The sequence below is a fragment of the Gloeocapsopsis sp. IPPAS B-1203 genome (genome assembly GCF_002749975.1).
Taxonomy (GTDB): Bacteria; Cyanobacteriota; Cyanobacteriia; order Cyanobacteriales; family Chroococcidiopsidaceae; genus Gloeocapsopsis.
The window spans coordinates 21,776-39,212 of sequence record NZ_PEIG01000024.1 but is presented as its reverse complement, the minus strand read 5'-3'; the positions used below and the strand labels follow the sequence as shown (position 1 = coordinate 39,212).

Below are 17,437 nucleotides of genomic sequence, written 5' to 3'. Positions count from 1 at the left end.
TAATGTCTGAAATTCAAACACACTCACCTATTCGCATTCTACTTGTTGAGGATCATGCTTTAATGCGTCGGGGAATGCGATCGCAGTTTGCCTTAGAGCCTGATTTTCTGATTGTTGGTGAGGCTGCTGATGGTGTTCAAGCAGTAGAACTAGCAAAGCAACTCAAACCGGATATGGTTTTGATGGATATTGACTTGCCTTTGATGGATGGCATTACAGCAACGCAGCAGATTAAAAGTAATTGCCTGACATCTCATGTACTAGCTTTGACAGCTTTTGACCAAGATTTTCAAGTCATTGGTATGCTAGCAGCTGGTGCTGATGGTTATTGCCTCAAGAGTATGGAGTGGGAGCAGCTAATTGCTGTGATTCGCTTAATTCAAACTGGTGGAACGTATTTAGATACTCAAGTAGCACGTAAGGTATGTCAAATGATCAAACCAACATCTGAATCAAATACCTCAGTAGTACAATCCGAATTCCTGAGTCAGCGCGAACGCGAAGTTCTCAAACTCATTGCTCAAGGATGTTCTAATCAAGAAATTGCTCAACAACTTTATCTATCACTAGGAACAGTAAAATCTTATGTACGCATGATTTTAAACAAACTTAGTGTTGACGATCGCGTCCAAGCAGCAGCTAAGGCAGTGCGCGAGCGACTTATTTAGAAGTCAGACTAATCTGTCTGTTTACTACATCAATTTGATTGATAATTGTTCTAAATCAATTAATAATTCTGCTTGACTGCTAACAGCTTGCAACACCGCAGGTGGTTCTTCCCAAATAATCAAATGGGCATTTGTTGGCAGTTGGAGATTTGCAGGAATTGGTAGACATATCACCCAAATTTGTGGTTCAAACAAGCGAATCTCCTCTTCACTAGGAGTTCCATAAAAAGGTAAAACTTCTGCTCCCCACTCCAAGCAATAACCACTGACTTGTTGCACAGTTGTAACATTTGTGCCAACAACCATAATCCGCTGCCTTCTACGGCTATTCGCAGCTAAGCCAATCATAAAGTTAGTAAGACGGGATTTTTGCCAGTGTGGCATAACAGCAACACAAATACTACGCCTCACTGGATAGTCAAGTGGATAATCTACATCGACTTTTAACTATCCCTTGGACTAAGGTTAGGTAAAACCATGAACTATCCGTTAGCAAGTGTTAAAGCAGTTTTGATAGTAGCGACACTAGAAAAGCTATTTAGCTCATCTTGCCTTTTTTATTTTGCACGTACTACATAGCATCTCAGTAAGTTCAGTAATTTCAAGACGTGTAGATCGTAACCAAAGGTTGCATCGTAACTTCCTACCTTTGCATGTCTTCATGACATATAACTCAATGAATGGGTTCGGTCATGACAGCTTTCAGGAAAATCTGATTTCAATAGATCGTTCTGTATCTTGGCGATCGCTTGAGAAGTTGCGAATCTTAGTTGTAGACGATAACGCAGACGATCGCGAACTTTTGGCATTGATAATCGAGCAAGAAGGAGGAGAAGTTGTTTTAGCAGCATCGGCAAACGAAGCACTCGATTGCTGTCAAAGAGTCAATATTAATGTTTTAGTCAGTGATATTTGTATGCCTGGTGAGGATGGCTATACTCTGATCAAAAAAATCAGGGAGCTATCTCTACCATCACAAAGCCAAATCCCAGCGATCGCACTATCAAGTTCTCTTTCAGAAACCTACCGAGAACAAGCTCTTACAGCTGGATTTCAGAAATATTTGCTCAAGCCAGTCGATTTAGATGAGCTTATTCGTGCAATCAATGAATTAGTTACCTAACTCAATTAAAAGTATGTGCTCATATATCAATATACCTCCCCTGCAACTTGAAGGTATTAAGGTGTTAGTAGTTGACGATGAAATAGATAATCGCGAGCTAGTTGCGATTATCCTTGAACAGGCAGGAGCAAACGTAGTTACAGCCGCATCTGCTGATAAAGCATTACAAGTGCTCCACGAAGATTTTGATGCACTGCTATGCAATATTGAGATGCCTAATATTGATGGCTATACACTGCTACGTCAGATTAAATCACAACTACATCAGCAGATTGTCGCAATTGCTCTCACAGCTTATGCAGGTACCATTAATCAGCAGCAGGCTAGAAATGCAGGCTTTGAAAAACTCCTTGCTAAACCAATCGAACCCACAACACTAATAAATGCAATTGTCAACACTATAAAGCAATAGAGTACGCATTTGGTAGTCAATCAGCGTTGTCGTAACTGCTGTGGTAAACTTCTGAACCACAACCTAAGAGGAAGTTGATAAAATTCAATCATTAACCAAACAATGATGCCTAAATGTGCAAAAAAGCCTAGTCCAGCCCATACGTAAGGCAGCCAAGATAAAGGCGTATGAGCAGCAGGAGGATGAATCCAAATAACTAACCCAATTAAGGTAGGTGGAAGTAGTACTAGGGCGATCGCTGCAAGTATATAGCCCCGGCCAAATTCTACACCTTCAAGTTGTGCGTCTTGCCAATGTTTGCCATTCCAGTTCCACAATAAGGGTGGTTGTCGAGCAGGCATTTTAATTTGTTGCTGTTCTAAGTCAACAGTAAAAATCTGTGCGCACAAGTCACAAGCCATCGCGTCCATTAAAGGTAAAGGTGTTATGTTTCCTATGCGACAGACAGGACAAGGATAAGAGTCGTGTAAATTTAAAGGATTCATCAAAAGCGATAAATGAATTATTGGCTAATAAAATCAGAACCAAAAATTTACAGTATCGACGATCTCAAGCGCGATCGTGAAACTGTTTGGGATGGAGTGCGTAACTATCAAGCGCGTAACTTCTTGCGACAAATGCAAGTTGGGGACTTAGCTTTTTTCTACCATTCCAACATAGCTTTTCCTAGTTTGGTTGGCTTAGTGCGCGTTGTTGCTACACTTGCCGATCCGACTCAGTTTGACTTTAATAGTCGTTACTACGATCCTAAATCGACTCCTGAATTTCCCCGCTGGCAAACAGTGCGCGTCGAATTTGTAGAAACTTTTCCATTAATATCGCGAGAAACGCTCAAGCAAGAATTTAGTACAGAAGAACTTATCGTCCTTAGACAGGGCAATCGTCTGTCGGTGATGCCAGTAGCAGAAGAAGTCGCCCGCCAAATTTTAATACTGGCTAATTCTAAAATAGCTCAAAGTTGAGTAGTTCTTAGTTTAACTCATGTTTAGAGGTTACTGTGACTCGCAAACGTTTAATTATTGAAATGGGGATGGGAATCGATCAGCACGGGCAAGAGCCAACAGTTGCTGCAGCAAGGGCGGTGCGAAATGCGATCGCGCATAATGCTTTACCTGGGGTTTGGGAAGTTGCGGGCTTAGAAGATCCTAATCAGATGATTGTCGAAGTAAAGGTCGCTGTTCCCTATCCCGAACAAGTTCGCGCAGCCGAGGTTCTAGCAGTCTTGCCTTTTGGTCAGAAAACTCTGAGTGTTGAATCAGGCGGCATGATCGTTCAGGGCAAAGCAATTCCTGATTTGAACGATAAAAATGATGAGATGTTGATTGCCGTTGCTGCTGTAACAGTTTGGATTGAGTAAATTTCAGCCTACAGGTTAAGGTTAGCCTTCTGTATGAATCACAGATGCCGTTTCACTTGTTTCAAGTTTACTCAAGCAAAGTTTCAAGAGTTAGAGAGGAGTTAGGAGCGAGTGGCTAATTTTGGGTTTTAAATGCGCGAGTTTTGAATTTTAATTGAAGAATATCAAACCTTCGTATGATTAGCTGGATATTACTCTTAAACTCAATACTCTAAATTGGTGAACTTTGTTTATTGAGCAATATAGCGATTATCTAACTATCAAGGTTTTCATCGAACTTGGACCAACCGAAGCGCGATCGCACACTTTCTTCGATTGAAACGACGACAACATAGAGCACAGGTATAACAAATAACGACAAAAATGTTGCCACTAACATTCCACCAAAAACCGCAGTTCCTAATGACTGACGGCTACCTGCGCCTGCACCTGTGGCAACAACCAAAGGAAAAATACCAACTAAGGTAGAAATCGCGGTCATCAAAATCGGACGTAAACGTTCCCGCGCCGCTTCAATCGCAGCCTTCGCCAGGGGTAATCCCTCAGCGCGTAGTTGGTTTGCGAACTCGACAATGAGAATCGAGTTTTTACTTGCTAAACCAATCAACATCACTAACCCTACTTGACAGTACACATCATTAATCAACCCGCGTAGCGACTGGGCAATCAACGCACCCAAAATCGCGAGTGGCACTGCCAGCATGATAATAAAAGGGTCGATAAAGTTTTCGTATTGTGCTGCCAGCACTAAGAAAACAAAGACTAATCCTAAACCAAAGATGATTGGGGCTTGTCCTCCAGATTCGATTTCTTCCAATGATGTTCCTGACCATTGATAGTCTAATCCAGGCGGCAAGACATCAGCCGCGACCTCTTCCATCGCTTGAATTGCATCACCTGAACTAAAGCCAGGTGCGGCTGAACCAGTAATTTCAATTGAGCGGAACAGATTAAAGTGGTTAATCGTTTGCGCACCAGTTTCAGGAGTCAGTGAGACAAGATTGCTGAGTGGAATCATTTGTCCCGTTGCCGATCGCACATACAAACGACTAATATCTCCTGGTTCAGAACGAAATCGCTGGTCAGCTTGTACGTAAACTCGATAGTTGCGCTGTCCCAAGGTAAAATCGTTGACATATTGCGACGCGATCGCAGTTTGGATTGTATTTAAAATATCATCAACCGAAACCTGAAGTGCCTTAGCAGTATCGCGGTCAATATCAATTGACAGTTTAGGCGTACTTGCGGCAAAGGTTGTAAATACTTGCTGCAAACCAGGGGTTTGATTGGCTTGTCCCATAATTTGTCCAGCAGCTTGCACGAGTGAATTGAGGTCATTCACACCACGGCGATCTTGTAACTGAAAGCTGAATCCGCCAAAGGTTCCTAATCCTTGAATTGCTGGTGGATTGAGTGGTAAAATCCTCGCCTCGGTAATGGCTGCAAATCGACCAAACAATTGACCAATAATTGCATCTACCGATTGTCCTGCTTCGCGGCGTTCTTCCCAAGGTCTGAGATTAGAAAATATAATACCGTTGTTGGCACTACTACCAGTAAAGCTAAATCCTGCAACGGCAAAGCTAGCCGCAATTTCTGGAACTTGTTTTAGTTCCTGCTCAACCCGCGCAATCACATCGCTCGTGTAGTTGAGGGAAACACCTTCGGGCGCTTGCACGAGTGTAATAAAGTAGCCTTGATCTTCATCGGGTAAAAAGCCTGAAGGGACGCGAGCAAACATCCAAGCTGTCAAGCCCAAAGCTAAGACAAAAACACCCAGCACGATCATTTTAAACCGCATCAGCGTGCGCAGCGATCGCGCATATCCGCGTTGCGAATTATCCAAAAAACGATTGAAACGATTGAAAAACCATGCTAACCACCGTGGGGGGTGCTGTCCTTGTCGCAACAACTTTGCCGACATTGATGGTGTAAACGTCAGCGCGAGAAAGGTTGATACAGTAATTGAAAACGCAATTGTCAACGCAAATTGACGATACAGTGCGCCTGTAGAACCAGGGAAAAACGCCACCGGAACAAATACCGCCATCAACACAAGCGAAGTTGCAATAACGGCACTTGTTAACTCGCGCATCGACTCAATGGCGGCTGCTCGCGGGTTCATTCCTTGATCTTGAATCAGACGGGAAATATTTTCGACAACGATAATTGCGTCATCGACGACCATCCCTGTAGCAAGCGTTAATCCGAACAGTGTCAAAGTATTGATCGAAAACCCAAAAACTTGCACAAAGATAAACGTACCGATCAGCGAAGCTGGAATCGTAATTGCCGGAATGAGGGTAGTGCGCCAGTCTTGCAGAAAGATGAAAATGATTAAGACAACAAGTGCGATCGCCTGAATCAACGTAGTGACAACTTCAGTGAGTGATTGTTGCACAAATGCCGTTGTATCAAACGCAATCTGATACGTCATCCCTGGTGGAAACCGCTGCCCAAGTCGTTCTAATTCGGCTTTTACCGCTGCGGCAACTTCAAGCGCATTACTTCCAGGTAGTTGAGAAATTCCTAATCCTGTTGCTTCAATACCGCGAAACCGCAAAATAGTACTATAATCTTGTGCGCCGAGTTCAACCCGACCAACATCGCGAAACCGCACGAGTGAGCCATTTTCTTCAGTTCTTAAAATCAAATCCTCGAATTGGGAAGCATCGTTGAACTGCGTGCGTGCCTCTAAATCTAATTGATACTGTTGTTCGTTGGGAATTGGTGGTTGTCCGAGTTGCCCTGCTCCAACTTGGATATTTTGCTCATTTAGGGCATCTACTACATCCTGCATCGTTAACGCCCGACTTGCAAGCTGTTCAGGATCGACCCACAACCGCATCGCATAGCGACGTTCTCCAAATACTTGCACCTCACTGACGCCTTGAATTCTTCTGAGGGCATCGACAATATAGAGGTCAGCATAGTTACTCAAGAAGGTATTTGTGTACTGACCATTATCCGAGTACAGCCCGATCGCCATCAAAAATCCTGTTGACTGCTTCAGAACTGTGACTCCTGTTCGCTGGACACTTTCTGGCAGTTGTGGTTGAACAGTCGCAACACGGTTTTGCACGTCTACAGCAGCAAGATCAATATTGCGTCCAGTTTCAAACGTGAGATTAATCGAGCTATTGCCGTTGTTACTACTCGATGAGGAAATGTAGCGAACGCCTTCTGCCCCGTTGACTGCTTGCTCTAAAATGTTTGTCACCGTGTTTTCAACGACTTCGGCACTTGCTCCAATGTAGTTAGCTGTGACTGTCACCTGCGGCGGTGCAATCTCTGGATACTGCGCAATTGGTAAATTAGGAATACTCGCTGCGCCTATCAAGACAATAATGATGGCGCAGACAATCGAGACAACAGGGCGTTTGATAAACAGTTCGACAAACATAGGCTCAGGGAGTAGAGGTGCAGGGAAGAACTTGCTTATAGCTCTTTTTTAGGATGGTTTAGAATAGTCTGCTGAAATTAAACAAAGGCTTTTCTCAAACCTGAAAACCTTGATGAATGGAACACTTGTGTTTTAGTTGAGCGCAGGTAGAGATACAATCGTTGCGTTACTGTGGTACGTTAGCTCCTACCGGCTGAGACATTGCGGTATCCGGTACAATGGGCGCACCATCCATCAGATTGAGAATTCCAGAAACAACAACTTGCTCTCCTGGTTCTACACCCGAAAGTACTTGATAATTATTACCTTGAAGACTACCAAGCTCCACAGGGCGCTGTCGTGCGATCAGTTTAGGTGTGGGGGCACCTTCCGGCGCTGCTAATGGTGCATCACCTCCTGGTTGTGGGGTTTCAGCAACAAAGATGAAAGGTTCTCCGGCTAATCGCGTAATTGCAGTTGTCGGAATCAAAATTCCTGGTTGTTCCGACCAAATCACCCTGGCGCGGACGAATTGACCATCGCGGAGTCGTTCTTCTTGGTTACTGAAAGTTGCCTTTGCCAAAATACTTTGTGCGTTAGGGTCTACTCGCGGTGCAATAAAGCTGATTTGTCCAGTAGTAATGATGTTTCCCTGGGTATCAGTTAATTCTACTTGTTGACCTTGGCGTAAATCTGGTGCGCGTTCTAAAGGAATTGATAGCCGCAGTTCTAGTGGACTGTTTTGAGTAACTGTGGTAAGTGTATCGCTGTTTGTTACAACATCGCCAAGACGTACTGGGATATCGCCCACAATGCCGCTAAAGGGTGCTGTAATAGTAGTTTCCTGAAGTTCGGCAGTAGCTCGTTGAGCATTCGCTTGTGCTTGCTGTAGTCCTGCCTCTGCTTCTTGCAAGCTTGCCCGTGCCGCTTGAATTCGACGATTAATCGCGTTGAGGTTTGCTTGGGCAGTGCGGCGATCGCGGACAACACTATCTAACTGTTGTCGTGGTAATGCACCTTGATTCACTAATGTCGAAATTCGCCGAAATTCTTCTTCCTGCAGCTCAACTTCTGCCTGTTGGGCGATGCGCTCGGCTTCTAATGCTTCTATCTGTGATTGGGCGTTAGCACGAATTGCTCGCGCTGAATTAACGCTTGCTTGGACACTTGCGAGGTTCGCTTGCTGCTGATCCGGTCGCAGTTGAATGAGTGATGTCCCCGCACTGACGCGATCGCCTGAATCTACTAAAATGCGACTGACTCGCCCTGTGACTTCGGGACGAAGTGTGACGGCGCGTTGCGATTCTAGTGAGCCAATAAAATCAGTGGTGTTTTCCACTGTTGTCGTCTCTAAAGTTTCTAATTTGACAGGAATTTCCTGCATTTGTCCGGCTGCAGAACTCTCAGCACCGCTACGACTGCTTACCCACCACCGCCAACCAAACCCCAAACCAGTCAACAAAACAACTGCACTAATAATTGCAATCCAACGATTACGACGTTTTGATCTCGACCGAGATTTTCTCCTTGGTGATGACTCATCAAGAGTCCGCTCAGGTGCTTTTGGGTAATCGGAATTAGATTGCGCCATACCTTGTGCTCTATCCCTCATTTTTAGAATCAAAGTCTTCCCATGAACGCAATATTGCGTTACTTATTGGTTAATCAATACACAATCACTGCTAAGTACAAATCCCCAACACCTGTGGCGGTAGCGATAACTAAACTTTAAAAAACTTTTAAAATTATAATACGATACGGCATCGTATTACAATAAAAATGTTCACAGAGAATTAGCCGACGATTGCAAAGCAGTGAAAACCTGTTTGATAAGATAACTTTATAAGGGGATATCCTTGAGCGACCTACGATACGAATACTTACTATTATGATCAGTCAAACAACAAAAAGCTCGCCAGGAAGACCCCGAAGTACCGAAGTTAATCAAGCAATTTTACAAGCAACGCTCGATTTGTTGGCAGAAGTAGGATATCAAGGATTAAGTATTGAAGCGATCGCAGCGCGTGCAGGTGTAGGAAAAACAACAATTTACCGTCGTTATCATTCTAAAGAAGAGTTGATTGCTGAAGCGATAGAACACAATCGACCGCAACTAGTCATACCAGACACGGGAAGTTTATGGGCAGATTTGGAAGAAATACATAAACAAGCTGCCGAGATTGACCTTTCCCCATTAGGTCGTCAAACGATAGCAATGATTATCAGCCTTGCTTCAACAGTTCCCCATTTTGCTGAAATTTATTGGAAAAAATATGTGATACCTCGACGTAAAGTTGCATCTGTCATTTTTGAACGAGCAAAAGCAAGAGGTGAATTATCTCCAGAGGTTGATGCTGACTTGATTTGCGATCTAATGACAGGCTTATTATTCAAGTCGATCCTGTTCCAACCTGAAACTGAGCAAATCGAAAGTTATATGCGCCGTGCCTTGGATTTTCTCCTTAAAGGCGTTACCTCAAAATTGTTGTAGTTACAGTATAGTCTCAAGATACAGTTAATTAATTGCTTAATCTTGAGAAAATCAGTAATTTAACTAAATTAAATATTAAATAAAATTCAGAGAAAAATTTTAACTCAATCTCCTTTGTAAAATTTATGATTGTAGTGAATAAATCATTTTAATTAACTAATGACTACAGAAATAAAGACTTCCTTAACAGATCTAGAGTATATCTCCTACATTGACGCAGACGGTCAACTACCTGAAGGCTTGCAAAGTCAAGTTGGTGTTTATGCTATTTTTGACAGCGATCGCGTACTCCAGTTTGTTGGGTATTCGCGCGATGTGTTTCTCAGCCTCAAGCAACACTTGGTACGTCAGCCCGAAAAATGTCAATGGCTGAAAGTGCAAACAATTAGTCGTCCTAGTCGCACAATTTTAGAATCAATCAAAGAAGCTTGGATAGCAGAAAATGGCTCAATTCCTCCAGGAAATACTACCGCTACAACACAGTGGACTGAACCGATTGATGCCAAATTAGCAATGACAGCAGATGAGCAAATTAGTTATCAAGCAGGTGACGAACTAACACAAATTAAGTTACTAAAAAGTGTAGCTCGTAGAGTCGAAGCAACAATAATATCAAATTTAGAATCGCGTGGTATCCGAGTTGCAATTCGCTTTAATCCAAAACTGAAGGAAAAAGGCATTTTAGACTTAACATAAATCAATTAACTACTTAAGTTAACAGCCGATCGCTAGTTATTTGAAGCATAAGTTTTCCTAGAGCTGTTCTCATAGATATAGCAACTTTCTAGCAAAACTGTTTGCTGTATTGTGGAAGGTGGAAGATAAATCTGATACCGTAAGAACTACGGAAAAGCTAGGCGATCGCAATCAAAATTGAGCGTACAGCTTTAAAAGATGTGATGACAACGCTGTTAAACAACCGCTATCAAATTATTCAACTGTTGGGTTCTGGAGGGTTTGGCGAAACCTTTCTAGCAGAAGATACTTATATGCCTTCACGCCGCCGCTGTGTCATTAAGCAACTCAAACCAGTGGTGAACGATCCCAGTCTGTATCAGTTAATTCAACAGCGATTTCAACGGGAAGCAGCAACTTTGGAAGCTTTAGGCGAAGGAAGCAGCCAAATCCCTAAGCTGTATGCCTATTTTTCAGAACAAGGTCAGTTTTTTTTAGTGCAAGAGTGGATTCACGGTCAAACGCTAGCAAGTAAAGTAGCAACCACAGGAGTACTGAGTGAAAACGCCGTCCGAGAAATTCTAGTTAGCTTGCTGCACGTGCTAGATTACGTACACACTCAAGGAATAATTTACCGCGATATTAAACCTGATAATATCATTCTGCGTGAGTCCAACAATCAGCCCGTGCTCATTGATTTTGGTGCAGTCAAACAAACAATGGCAACGGCAATTAATTCTCAAGGCAAACTCACCCAAACCATGGTCATTGGAACTCCTGGGTTTATGTCTCCAGAGCAAGCAGCAGGAAGACCAGTTTATGCTAGTGATATCTATGGCTTAGGTTTGACAGCAATTTATTTGTTGACCGGAAAACTGCCTCAAGAACTAGAAACCTCACAGAATGAAGAGATTCTCTGGCAGCAATATATCTCTCACATTAGCCCAAAATTTGCAGCAGTTATTAATAAAGCAATTCAATATCACCCACGCGATCGCTACACCACGGCAATCAAAATGTTAGAAGATTTGCAGTATACCAGTCCTACTGCAACGACACATGAAAAAACAACACTATTGATTTCAGGGTCTCGTCAGCAAACTACTACACAGAGAACTCAATCTCCTGTAATTACAACTCCGTACCGCAAAAACCACAATTGGCAATTTTTAGCGATCGCTGGTTTACTTGCAGGAGGTTTAGTAGTTGGTATCTTAGCTAATTTTCGTCAAGCGCCACAATCATCAATATCAAACAGCACAGAACCGTCAGAATCTATTGCGGAACCTCCTCTTGAATCGAGTCCAACTCCAGTATCACCATCACCGACAGCACCTGTTGCCTCACCAATACTTCCACCTGTAGAGTCTCCTGCATCTCCTTCTCCTTTGTTTCCTCAGTTAGAAGAAGCACCCCCACAAACTCAGGAAGAGGAACCATCACCCGTACAGGAATCACCAAGCCCAAACCAAGAACCAGCAATAATAAAAACGTCTCCAGTACCTTCGCCTACTGCATCACCACAAGATAATGTACCAGCACAAGTAAGAAACAAAAACGTGCCTGCGTTTCCTACAGGTACATCAGAAAGCCAAGTAAGAGCAACACTCGGTAATCCGACAACAACATCTAGAGGTATTTGGGGAAATACTCGTGCAGCAATTTATGATATAAAGCCTAACCAAGTTACCTTAGGCTATTTGTTTGATCGTAATTCTGGACGTCTACAGCAAACTGAAGTCTCATTTGCGCAATCTGTCGATCCTCAAATTATGCAGAGTACTTTGCAGCAATTGTTGGATGGTAACGCCTCTGCAGAAGTTAATCAAGGATTGCAGCAAGTTTATCAGCGCCGTAGCGATCGCTACTCGTTTACTACAGGTGAATTAAAAGGAGTTATTGAGCGGAATAATCGCGATCGCATTTATATAGGAGTGTGGGAAGCTGACTTGCACTAAGGGAGGAGCGAGTGATTAGTTTTGAGTTTTGAATTTTGAGTTTTGAGTTTTGTTCGCGAAGAAAAGTGCCGGAGGCATTTATTAAAAGAAATTTGAACTTTGAGTGTTCTTAACTCAACACTCAACACTCAACACTCAACACTCATAACTCTCTTAGTCTCCCCGCCTACCCCGCTTCCCAAATCAACAATGACTACTTGACAGTAACCTTAGCGCCGGCTTCTTCAAGCTGCTTTTTCATATCTTCAGCAGCATCTTTGGCAACAGCTTCTTTAACTGGCTTAGGTGTAGACTCTACGAGATCTTTCGCTTCTTTCAAACCTAATCCCGTCAATGTACGTACCACTTTAAGGACAGCAATTTTCTTATCAGCAGGTACTTCATCTAAGATGACATCAAACTCAGTTTGTTCTTCGACTTCCTCAGCAGGTGCAGCCGCAGCACCACCAGGAGCAGCCATCATCATCATCCCACCAGCAGGTGCAGCCGCGCTGACACCAAAGGCTTCTTCAATTTGCTTGACTAGCTCTGCAGCCTCTAGCAGAGTTAAAGACTTGAGTTGTTCTAAAATTTGTTCAGTTGCAGCAGACATTGATTAACTCCTGTAATGTGTTAGTTGTTTCTACAAATGCAAGTTAGCTACTAAGCAGCATCGCTACTTTCAGCAGCGTCATTGCTTTGATCTTTTTCTGAAATTGCTTGAATACTGCGACCCAAAGAAGCAGGAACTTCGTTGATCCCTACAGCAATCTTGGTTGCTAAAGCATTGAGCGCTCCAGCAATTTGAGCAATTAGTTGTTCTTTCGATGGTAGGTCTGCAAGTGCTTTAATATCAGGCTCTTTCAGTACCCGACCTTCCATCACGCCGCCACGCAATTGAGTCTTTTTACTGGCTTTTTGGAAGTCTTGGTAAGCTTTGATCGCACCGCTGATGTCCTCTTTAACAAGTAAAAAGGCAGAAGAACCTTGAAGAAATTCTGACATCGGTTGCCAGTTCTCCTGACCATCGATGGCAATACCCATAAAGGTATTCTTTGTCACTTTGCAAATCGTGCCAGTAGGACGCAGTCGTCGCCGCAGATCAGAAATCTCTGCAACAGTAAGTCCTTGGTATTCAATGACAAGCGCTAACTGCGATTGACTCAAACTCTCTTTAAGTTCAGCAACAATTTCTTGCTTGTTTTCTAGCGTTCTACCCATCTGTGTCTCACCTCCTTAACTTTATACGTACTAATAACTCAAAGCAAAAACCCTAGCTTTATCAGCCAGGGTTATCAGGTTATACCTCTGCAGCCATGCCACTTTGTTGGTGGCATTTCAGCATTTGAGTTACAAACCTCGGCAGGGTATTAAGCTATCCAAGCTCCTGCTGTCTCTGGCTTTGTCTATTTGATTGTGGAAGGGTCAGGGGTCAGGTTTCTGAGAGTAGAAGAAGTTAAGACAAGAAATGAGATAAATTTCTCTACTTGCTAGCCACTAGCCACTAACCTCTGACCTCTCATCAAGCAGCTTCAGATTTCATGTCGCGCAGGGCATTGACATCAACTTGGATTGATGGTCCCATTGTTGCTGACACAAACATTGTCCGCCAATAACGACCTTTTGCACCTGAAGGACGATTGCGGTCAATAGTCTCTTGTAAAGCCTTAAGATTTACTAATAAATCTTCTGGTGAGAAAGACACCTTACCAAACATAACATGAACAATGCCTGTGCGATCGGCACGAAATTCTAGTTTACCAGCTTTAAAATCGGCGATCGCTTGAGTAATATCAAACGTGACTGTCCCACCTTTTGGTGAAGGCATCAAACCGCGTGGTCCTAGAAGTCGTCCGAGTTTTGCTACCTGCGGCATGACGTCTGGTGTCGCAATTAATCGATCGAAGTCCATGCGACCTTGTTGAATTTCATCAATCAATTCTTCTGAACCAACAATATCAGCACCAGCATTTGTTGCTTCAGTCACTTTCTCCCCTCTAGCAATAACTGCTACCCGTACAATTTGACCAGTACCTTTAGGTAGCGCTACTGTTGTTCGTAACTGTTGATCAGTATATTTAGGGTCAATTCCTAGGCGAATGTGAGCTTCTGCAGCTTCAGGAAACTTAGCTGTTGCTGTTTCTTTGAGTAAGCTCAGCGCCTCTATTGGTTGATAAGGTTTATCTTCAACCTTTTTTCGCAGTTCTTGCATCCGGCGAGATTCTTTTTTCGCCATTTTTTTCTCCTTTGGGGTTGCTTAACGAAGCTCTGCTTCTCCCCCGCTATATGTATACGTTAAAAGCTTTAATGTCTACTGCTAGAAAATCATCCTAACAATTAATCAACAACTGTTACGCCCATATTTCGAGCAGTTCCAGCCACAATTTTCATTGCTGCCTCAATATCATTTGCATTGAGGTCTGGCATTTTTGTTTGGGCGATCTCTTGCAGTTGTGCTTGGCTGATCTGCCCAATTTTCTTTTTGTTCGGTTCGTTGGAACCGCGCTCGATTCCAGCTGCCTTACAAATCAATACTGAAGCTGGTGGAGTCTTGAGTACAAATGTGAAACTGCGGTCTTCAAAAACCGAGATTTCTACTGGAATTACCGTTCCGGCTTGGTCTGCTGTTCTGGCGTTATATTCTTTGCAGAACATCATAATATTGACGCCATGCTGACCAAGCGCTGGACCCACTGGAGGTGCTGGGTTTGCTTTTCCTGCGGTCAGAGCCAACTTAATGACCGCAACAACTTTTTTTGCCATTCTCTATTAGCCTTGTTTCTGAACCTGATTAAATTCCAATTCGACGGGCGTGTCGCGTCCAAAAATTGAGAGTAATGCTTTAAGCTTGCTCCGTTCTGGACTGACTTCTACCACTTCACCTTCAAAGTCTTTAAATGGACCCGAAAGTACAACAATTTTATCGCCAGCTGCCATATCAATTTTAACGACTGGCTCTTGCTCAGCTGTCTGTTTAAATATCCGTTCGACCTCTGTATGACTCAGTGCAACTGGTTTGACGTGACCGCGCCCTCTGCCAACTCCTTTTTTTTGCTCGGCTCCCACAAAGTTGATGACATGAGGCGTGTTTTTGACAACTTGCCAGGTGTCATCATCCATTGACATTTTGACAAGCACGTAGCCAGGGAATACTTTTTCTTCTGTATGCTGTCTACTGCCGTCTTTCCGAATTTTCACAGCAGGAGTCTGCGGGATTTCAACTTGAGCAATCCGCTCGGCAACATCAAAGGTCTGTGCTCTCCGCTCTATGTCTGCTTTGACTCTTTTTTCACATCCAGATGCTACTTGAACTGCATACCAACGCGGAGTTAGAGCAGGAGTAGTTGTCTCTCCTGCATTCTGTGATTGATTGGGATTGTGTGATTCGTCTTCAAAAATCATCGAAACACCTGTCCTGCTGCCCAAGCAAAGAAGCCATTAACCAGATAGATAAAGGTTGCCGAAAGCACTACCATCGACAATACAGCAGCTGACTCACTTACAAGTTGCTGTCTGCTTGGCCAGACAACTTTGTCGAATTCTTCTTTGGTTCCTTGGAAGAAGCTACCAATATTACCCCCATTCTTGGGTTCTTGGATTTCAACTTCATTCTTCTTATTCACGAGCAATCGTCTCCCCAATCACAATGCAGCTATGACACGAATTTCTGCACTCGCAGACACTCAAACTTGCCTACTTTGCGAGACGGTCTTAGTCATACTTACACAAATAATTTTACCCGAAAGTTTCACATCTTGATGCCGCTTAAACGCTTCATACTGCTTTCGGGTATGTCTATAGTGAATGTGCTACAAGCGGACTTATAGTCTGCACAGCGCGCCCTGGAGGACTTGAACCCCCGACATCAGGTTTTGGAGACCTGCGTTCTACCAACTGAACTAAGAGCGCACAACTTTCTGTAGCTGTAGCCACTGAATTGTAGTGTAACGCAATTTGAGAGCGAATGCGTTAAATTCAGCTTGATTTAACTGAATGTATTCTACAAAGCGCGGTCAAAGCGTTGTTTCACGCGGGTAGCTTTACCAACACGATCGCGTAAATAGTATAACTTAGCGCGGCGGACTTTACCACGCCGCAGTACTTTTATACTAGCAACGCGGGGTGAGTGTAGTAGAAAAACTCGCTCTACGCCTACTCCCTGAAAGATTCTTCTTACTGTAATTGTCTCATTGATTCCGCCATTGCGTTTGGCAATGACTACTCCTTCATAAGGTTGGGTACGTTCTTTGCCACCTTCTTGAATAATGACTCCTACTCTAACTGTATCTCCGACATAGATATCGGGTAAATTCGACTTTAATTGCTCCGCTTCTATCGAGCGGATAATCTCTTGCGCGTTCATAGCCTTATGAAAAACTCACAATCATCCATATTAACTTGATACTTGGCTTTGAGTCTAGGGGTAAAGTAGTTAGCTTTCGGCTATCCATCAATCGATAGAGACTTGCATAAAGAACTATTGCGCTCAACGCCTTTCATAGAGCTTGTTAGACCAACTGAATAAAAAAAATCATTGTCTATTCAGTTTTGAAGATTAAAATCTCGGTTGACTTACATGAGTTACTCTACAGACTGATTTTGGTAAAACAGTGACACATTTTTAATTTTTGTCGCTATGATTGTATGTATAATTTAATGTATTAAAAATAGTAACAAGGTATTGCATTTAATCCTAAAATACCCTTGATTGATATAACTTTCCATGAGGCTTGCTGATAGTGACATCACCGCAACAACTGACCTACACAAGAGAAGCTTCGCTGCTAGCTGCAGAATTTTTCAAACACTCCGCTGGTAAATGGCGCTCAGAAAGGCGATATTACACTTTGCCAGATGGAGAAACAAAGGAAATGGTTAGCATTATTACCATTCAGTTTTTAGAACCAGGGTGTGCAGAACTAGAACAACTCGCTCAATTACACCAACTTGATGATGCTACAGTTCTCACTTGTGGTGCTAAAGTAAGCTGGGAAAGTACAAATTCGGTGTCAGGAAAGAAAGAATCGAAAGGCACGACACTTTTCGGTGTAGGTGGAACAACGTTGTATCGCGATCGCGGTTTTGCGACAACAAAGCCAGTCACAGCCGAGTATTATTTCTCCAATCCTCAAACAATGTGTTTGCGTACAGAGTACAAAGGTTCTGTATTTGAAGAAGAATTGAAGTTGATCGGTAACAATTACCGTACTCGGCAAACAATTATTTCCCGCGCAGGCGAACAGCAGATGATTGGTCAGTATTTAGAGAAAAGACTGTAGGAGGGGTGAGGAGTGTGGGGCGAGGGGCGAGTGGGAGTGTAAGAGTGTGGGAGAGACGAAAATGCTATTTTTCCCTAATACCCTCATACCCTACTACCCTAATACCCTCATAC

Annotated in this window: 20 protein-coding genes, 1 tRNA gene and 1 other annotated feature; of the genes, 9 read left to right on the top strand and 12 right to left on the bottom strand. The window is 43.2% G+C overall.

Features of this window, described 5'->3' with window-relative positions:
* Positions 1-2 precede the first annotated feature (2 nt).
* Positions 3-668 carry a response regulator gene (locus CSQ79_RS26080; RefSeq protein WP_099704027.1) on the top strand — a complete coding sequence of 222 codons (666 nt, stop codon included), beginning with the start codon at positions 3-5 and terminating at the stop codon, positions 666-668.
* Between the two features lie 24 nt (positions 669-692).
* Here CSQ79_RS26080 and CSQ79_RS26075 read toward each other — a convergent pair whose 3' ends face one another.
* On the bottom strand, positions 693-1,079 hold the full coding sequence (locus CSQ79_RS26075; RefSeq protein WP_143755508.1) for a hypothetical protein: 387 nt from the start codon (positions 1,077-1,079) through the stop codon (positions 693-695).
* Between the two features lie 250 nt (positions 1,080-1,329).
* Between CSQ79_RS26075 and CSQ79_RS26070 the strand changes: the two genes are divergently transcribed.
* Both CSQ79_RS26070 and CSQ79_RS26065 read left to right on the top strand, forming a co-directional pair.
* Complete coding sequence (locus CSQ79_RS26070) at positions 1,330-1,791, top strand: response regulator (protein WP_099704025.1); 462 nt, start codon at positions 1,330-1,332, stop codon at positions 1,789-1,791.
* A gap of 13 nt (positions 1,792-1,804) precedes the next feature.
* Positions 1,805-2,203, top strand: a complete 399-nt coding sequence (locus CSQ79_RS26065; protein WP_099704024.1) for a response regulator — start codon at positions 1,805-1,807, stop codon at positions 2,201-2,203.
* A gap of 20 nt (positions 2,204-2,223) precedes the next feature.
* On the opposite strand, the gene CSQ79_RS26060 is transcribed toward CSQ79_RS26065, so the two are convergent.
* Positions 2,224-2,688, bottom strand: coding sequence for a hypothetical protein (locus CSQ79_RS26060; RefSeq protein WP_099704023.1), 465 nt, complete (start codon positions 2,686-2,688; stop codon positions 2,224-2,226).
* Between the two features lie 12 nt (positions 2,689-2,700).
* Between CSQ79_RS26060 and CSQ79_RS26055 the strand changes: the two genes are divergently transcribed.
* Both CSQ79_RS26055 and CSQ79_RS26050 read left to right on the top strand, forming a co-directional pair.
* A complete protein-coding gene (locus CSQ79_RS26055) occupies positions 2,701-3,165 on the top strand; it encodes an EVE domain-containing protein (RefSeq protein WP_099704022.1) in 465 nt (154 codons plus the stop codon).
* A 35-nt stretch (positions 3,166-3,200) separates the two neighbouring features.
* Positions 3,201-3,560, top strand: coding sequence for a Lin0512 family protein (locus CSQ79_RS26050; protein ID WP_099704021.1), 360 nt, complete (start codon positions 3,201-3,203; stop codon positions 3,558-3,560).
* A 253-nt stretch (positions 3,561-3,813) separates the two neighbouring features.
* Here CSQ79_RS26050 and CSQ79_RS26045 read toward each other — a convergent pair whose 3' ends face one another.
* Entirely contained in the window at positions 3,814-6,963 is a 3,150-nt protein-coding gene (locus tag CSQ79_RS26045) for an efflux RND transporter permease subunit (RefSeq protein ID WP_099704020.1), read from the bottom strand.
* Positions 6,964-7,129: 166 nt separating this feature from the next.
* Positions 7,130-8,533: an efflux RND transporter periplasmic adaptor subunit gene (locus tag CSQ79_RS26040; protein ID WP_099704050.1), complete on the bottom strand. Its 1,404-nt coding sequence runs from the start codon at positions 8,531-8,533 to the stop codon at positions 7,130-7,132.
* Between the two features lie 297 nt (positions 8,534-8,830).
* Between CSQ79_RS26040 and CSQ79_RS26035 the strand changes: the two genes are divergently transcribed.
* The 3 genes from CSQ79_RS26035 (at position 8,831) to CSQ79_RS26025 (ending at position 12,066) form a co-directional block, all read left to right on the top strand.
* Complete coding sequence (locus tag CSQ79_RS26035) at positions 8,831-9,433, top strand: TetR/AcrR family transcriptional regulator (RefSeq protein WP_099704019.1); 603 nt, start codon at positions 8,831-8,833, stop codon at positions 9,431-9,433.
* 159 nt (positions 9,434-9,592) lie between these two features.
* Positions 9,593-10,129 (top strand): GIY-YIG nuclease family protein, encoded by a 537-nt coding sequence (locus tag CSQ79_RS26030; protein ID WP_099704018.1) that lies wholly within the window; start codon positions 9,593-9,595, stop codon positions 10,127-10,129.
* 203 nt (positions 10,130-10,332) lie between these two features.
* Positions 10,333-12,066, top strand: coding sequence for a serine/threonine protein kinase (locus tag CSQ79_RS26025; RefSeq protein ID WP_289501563.1), 1,734 nt, complete (start codon positions 10,333-10,335; stop codon positions 12,064-12,066).
* A gap of 193 nt (positions 12,067-12,259) precedes the next feature.
* On the opposite strand, the gene rplL is transcribed toward CSQ79_RS26025, so the two are convergent.
* The 8 genes from rplL to rplS all read right to left on the bottom strand — a co-directional run bounded on the left by rplL (position 12,260) and on the right by rplS (position 16,408).
* Positions 12,260-12,658 (bottom strand): 50S ribosomal protein L7/L12, encoded by a 399-nt coding sequence (gene rplL, locus CSQ79_RS26020; RefSeq protein WP_099704016.1) that lies wholly within the window; start codon positions 12,656-12,658, stop codon positions 12,260-12,262.
* 50 nt (positions 12,659-12,708) lie between these two features.
* The gene (gene rplJ, locus CSQ79_RS26015) at positions 12,709-13,266 is read right to left on the bottom strand and encodes a 50S ribosomal protein L10 (RefSeq protein WP_099704015.1); all 558 of its coding nucleotides are present in this window, start codon (positions 13,264-13,266) and stop codon (positions 12,709-12,711) included.
* Positions 13,267-13,300: 34 nt separating this feature from the next.
* Positions 13,301-13,463 (bottom strand) — a sequence feature (ribosomal protein L10 leader region).
* A 104-nt stretch (positions 13,464-13,567) separates the two neighbouring features.
* Positions 13,568-14,281, bottom strand: coding sequence for a 50S ribosomal protein L1 (rplA, locus tag CSQ79_RS26010; RefSeq protein ID WP_099704014.1), 714 nt, complete (start codon positions 14,279-14,281; stop codon positions 13,568-13,570).
* Positions 14,282-14,382: 101 nt separating this feature from the next.
* A complete protein-coding gene (gene rplK, locus CSQ79_RS26005; protein ID WP_099704013.1) occupies positions 14,383-14,808 on the bottom strand; it encodes a 50S ribosomal protein L11 in 426 nt (141 codons plus the stop codon).
* A gap of 6 nt (positions 14,809-14,814) precedes the next feature.
* Positions 14,815-15,447, bottom strand: a complete 633-nt coding sequence (gene nusG, locus CSQ79_RS26000; protein WP_099704012.1) for a transcription termination/antitermination protein NusG — start codon at positions 15,445-15,447, stop codon at positions 14,815-14,817.
* Positions 15,444-15,668: a preprotein translocase subunit SecE gene (secE, locus tag CSQ79_RS25995; protein WP_099704011.1), complete on the bottom strand. Its 225-nt coding sequence runs from the start codon at positions 15,666-15,668 to the stop codon at positions 15,444-15,446. Before secE ends, nusG begins: the two co-directional genes overlap by 4 nt.
* A gap of 213 nt (positions 15,669-15,881) precedes the next feature.
* A tRNA-Trp gene (locus tag CSQ79_RS25990) sits at positions 15,882-15,954 on the bottom strand.
* Between the two features lie 91 nt (positions 15,955-16,045).
* Positions 16,046-16,408: a 50S ribosomal protein L19 gene (gene rplS, locus CSQ79_RS25985; protein WP_099704010.1), complete on the bottom strand. Its 363-nt coding sequence runs from the start codon at positions 16,406-16,408 to the stop codon at positions 16,046-16,048.
* A gap of 376 nt (positions 16,409-16,784) precedes the next feature.
* On the opposite strand from rplS, the gene CSQ79_RS25980 reads away from it, so the two are divergent.
* Positions 16,785-17,324: a phycobiliprotein lyase gene (locus tag CSQ79_RS25980; RefSeq protein WP_099704009.1), complete on the top strand. Its 540-nt coding sequence runs from the start codon at positions 16,785-16,787 to the stop codon at positions 17,322-17,324.
* The last annotated feature ends 113 nt before the right edge of the window (positions 17,325-17,437 follow it).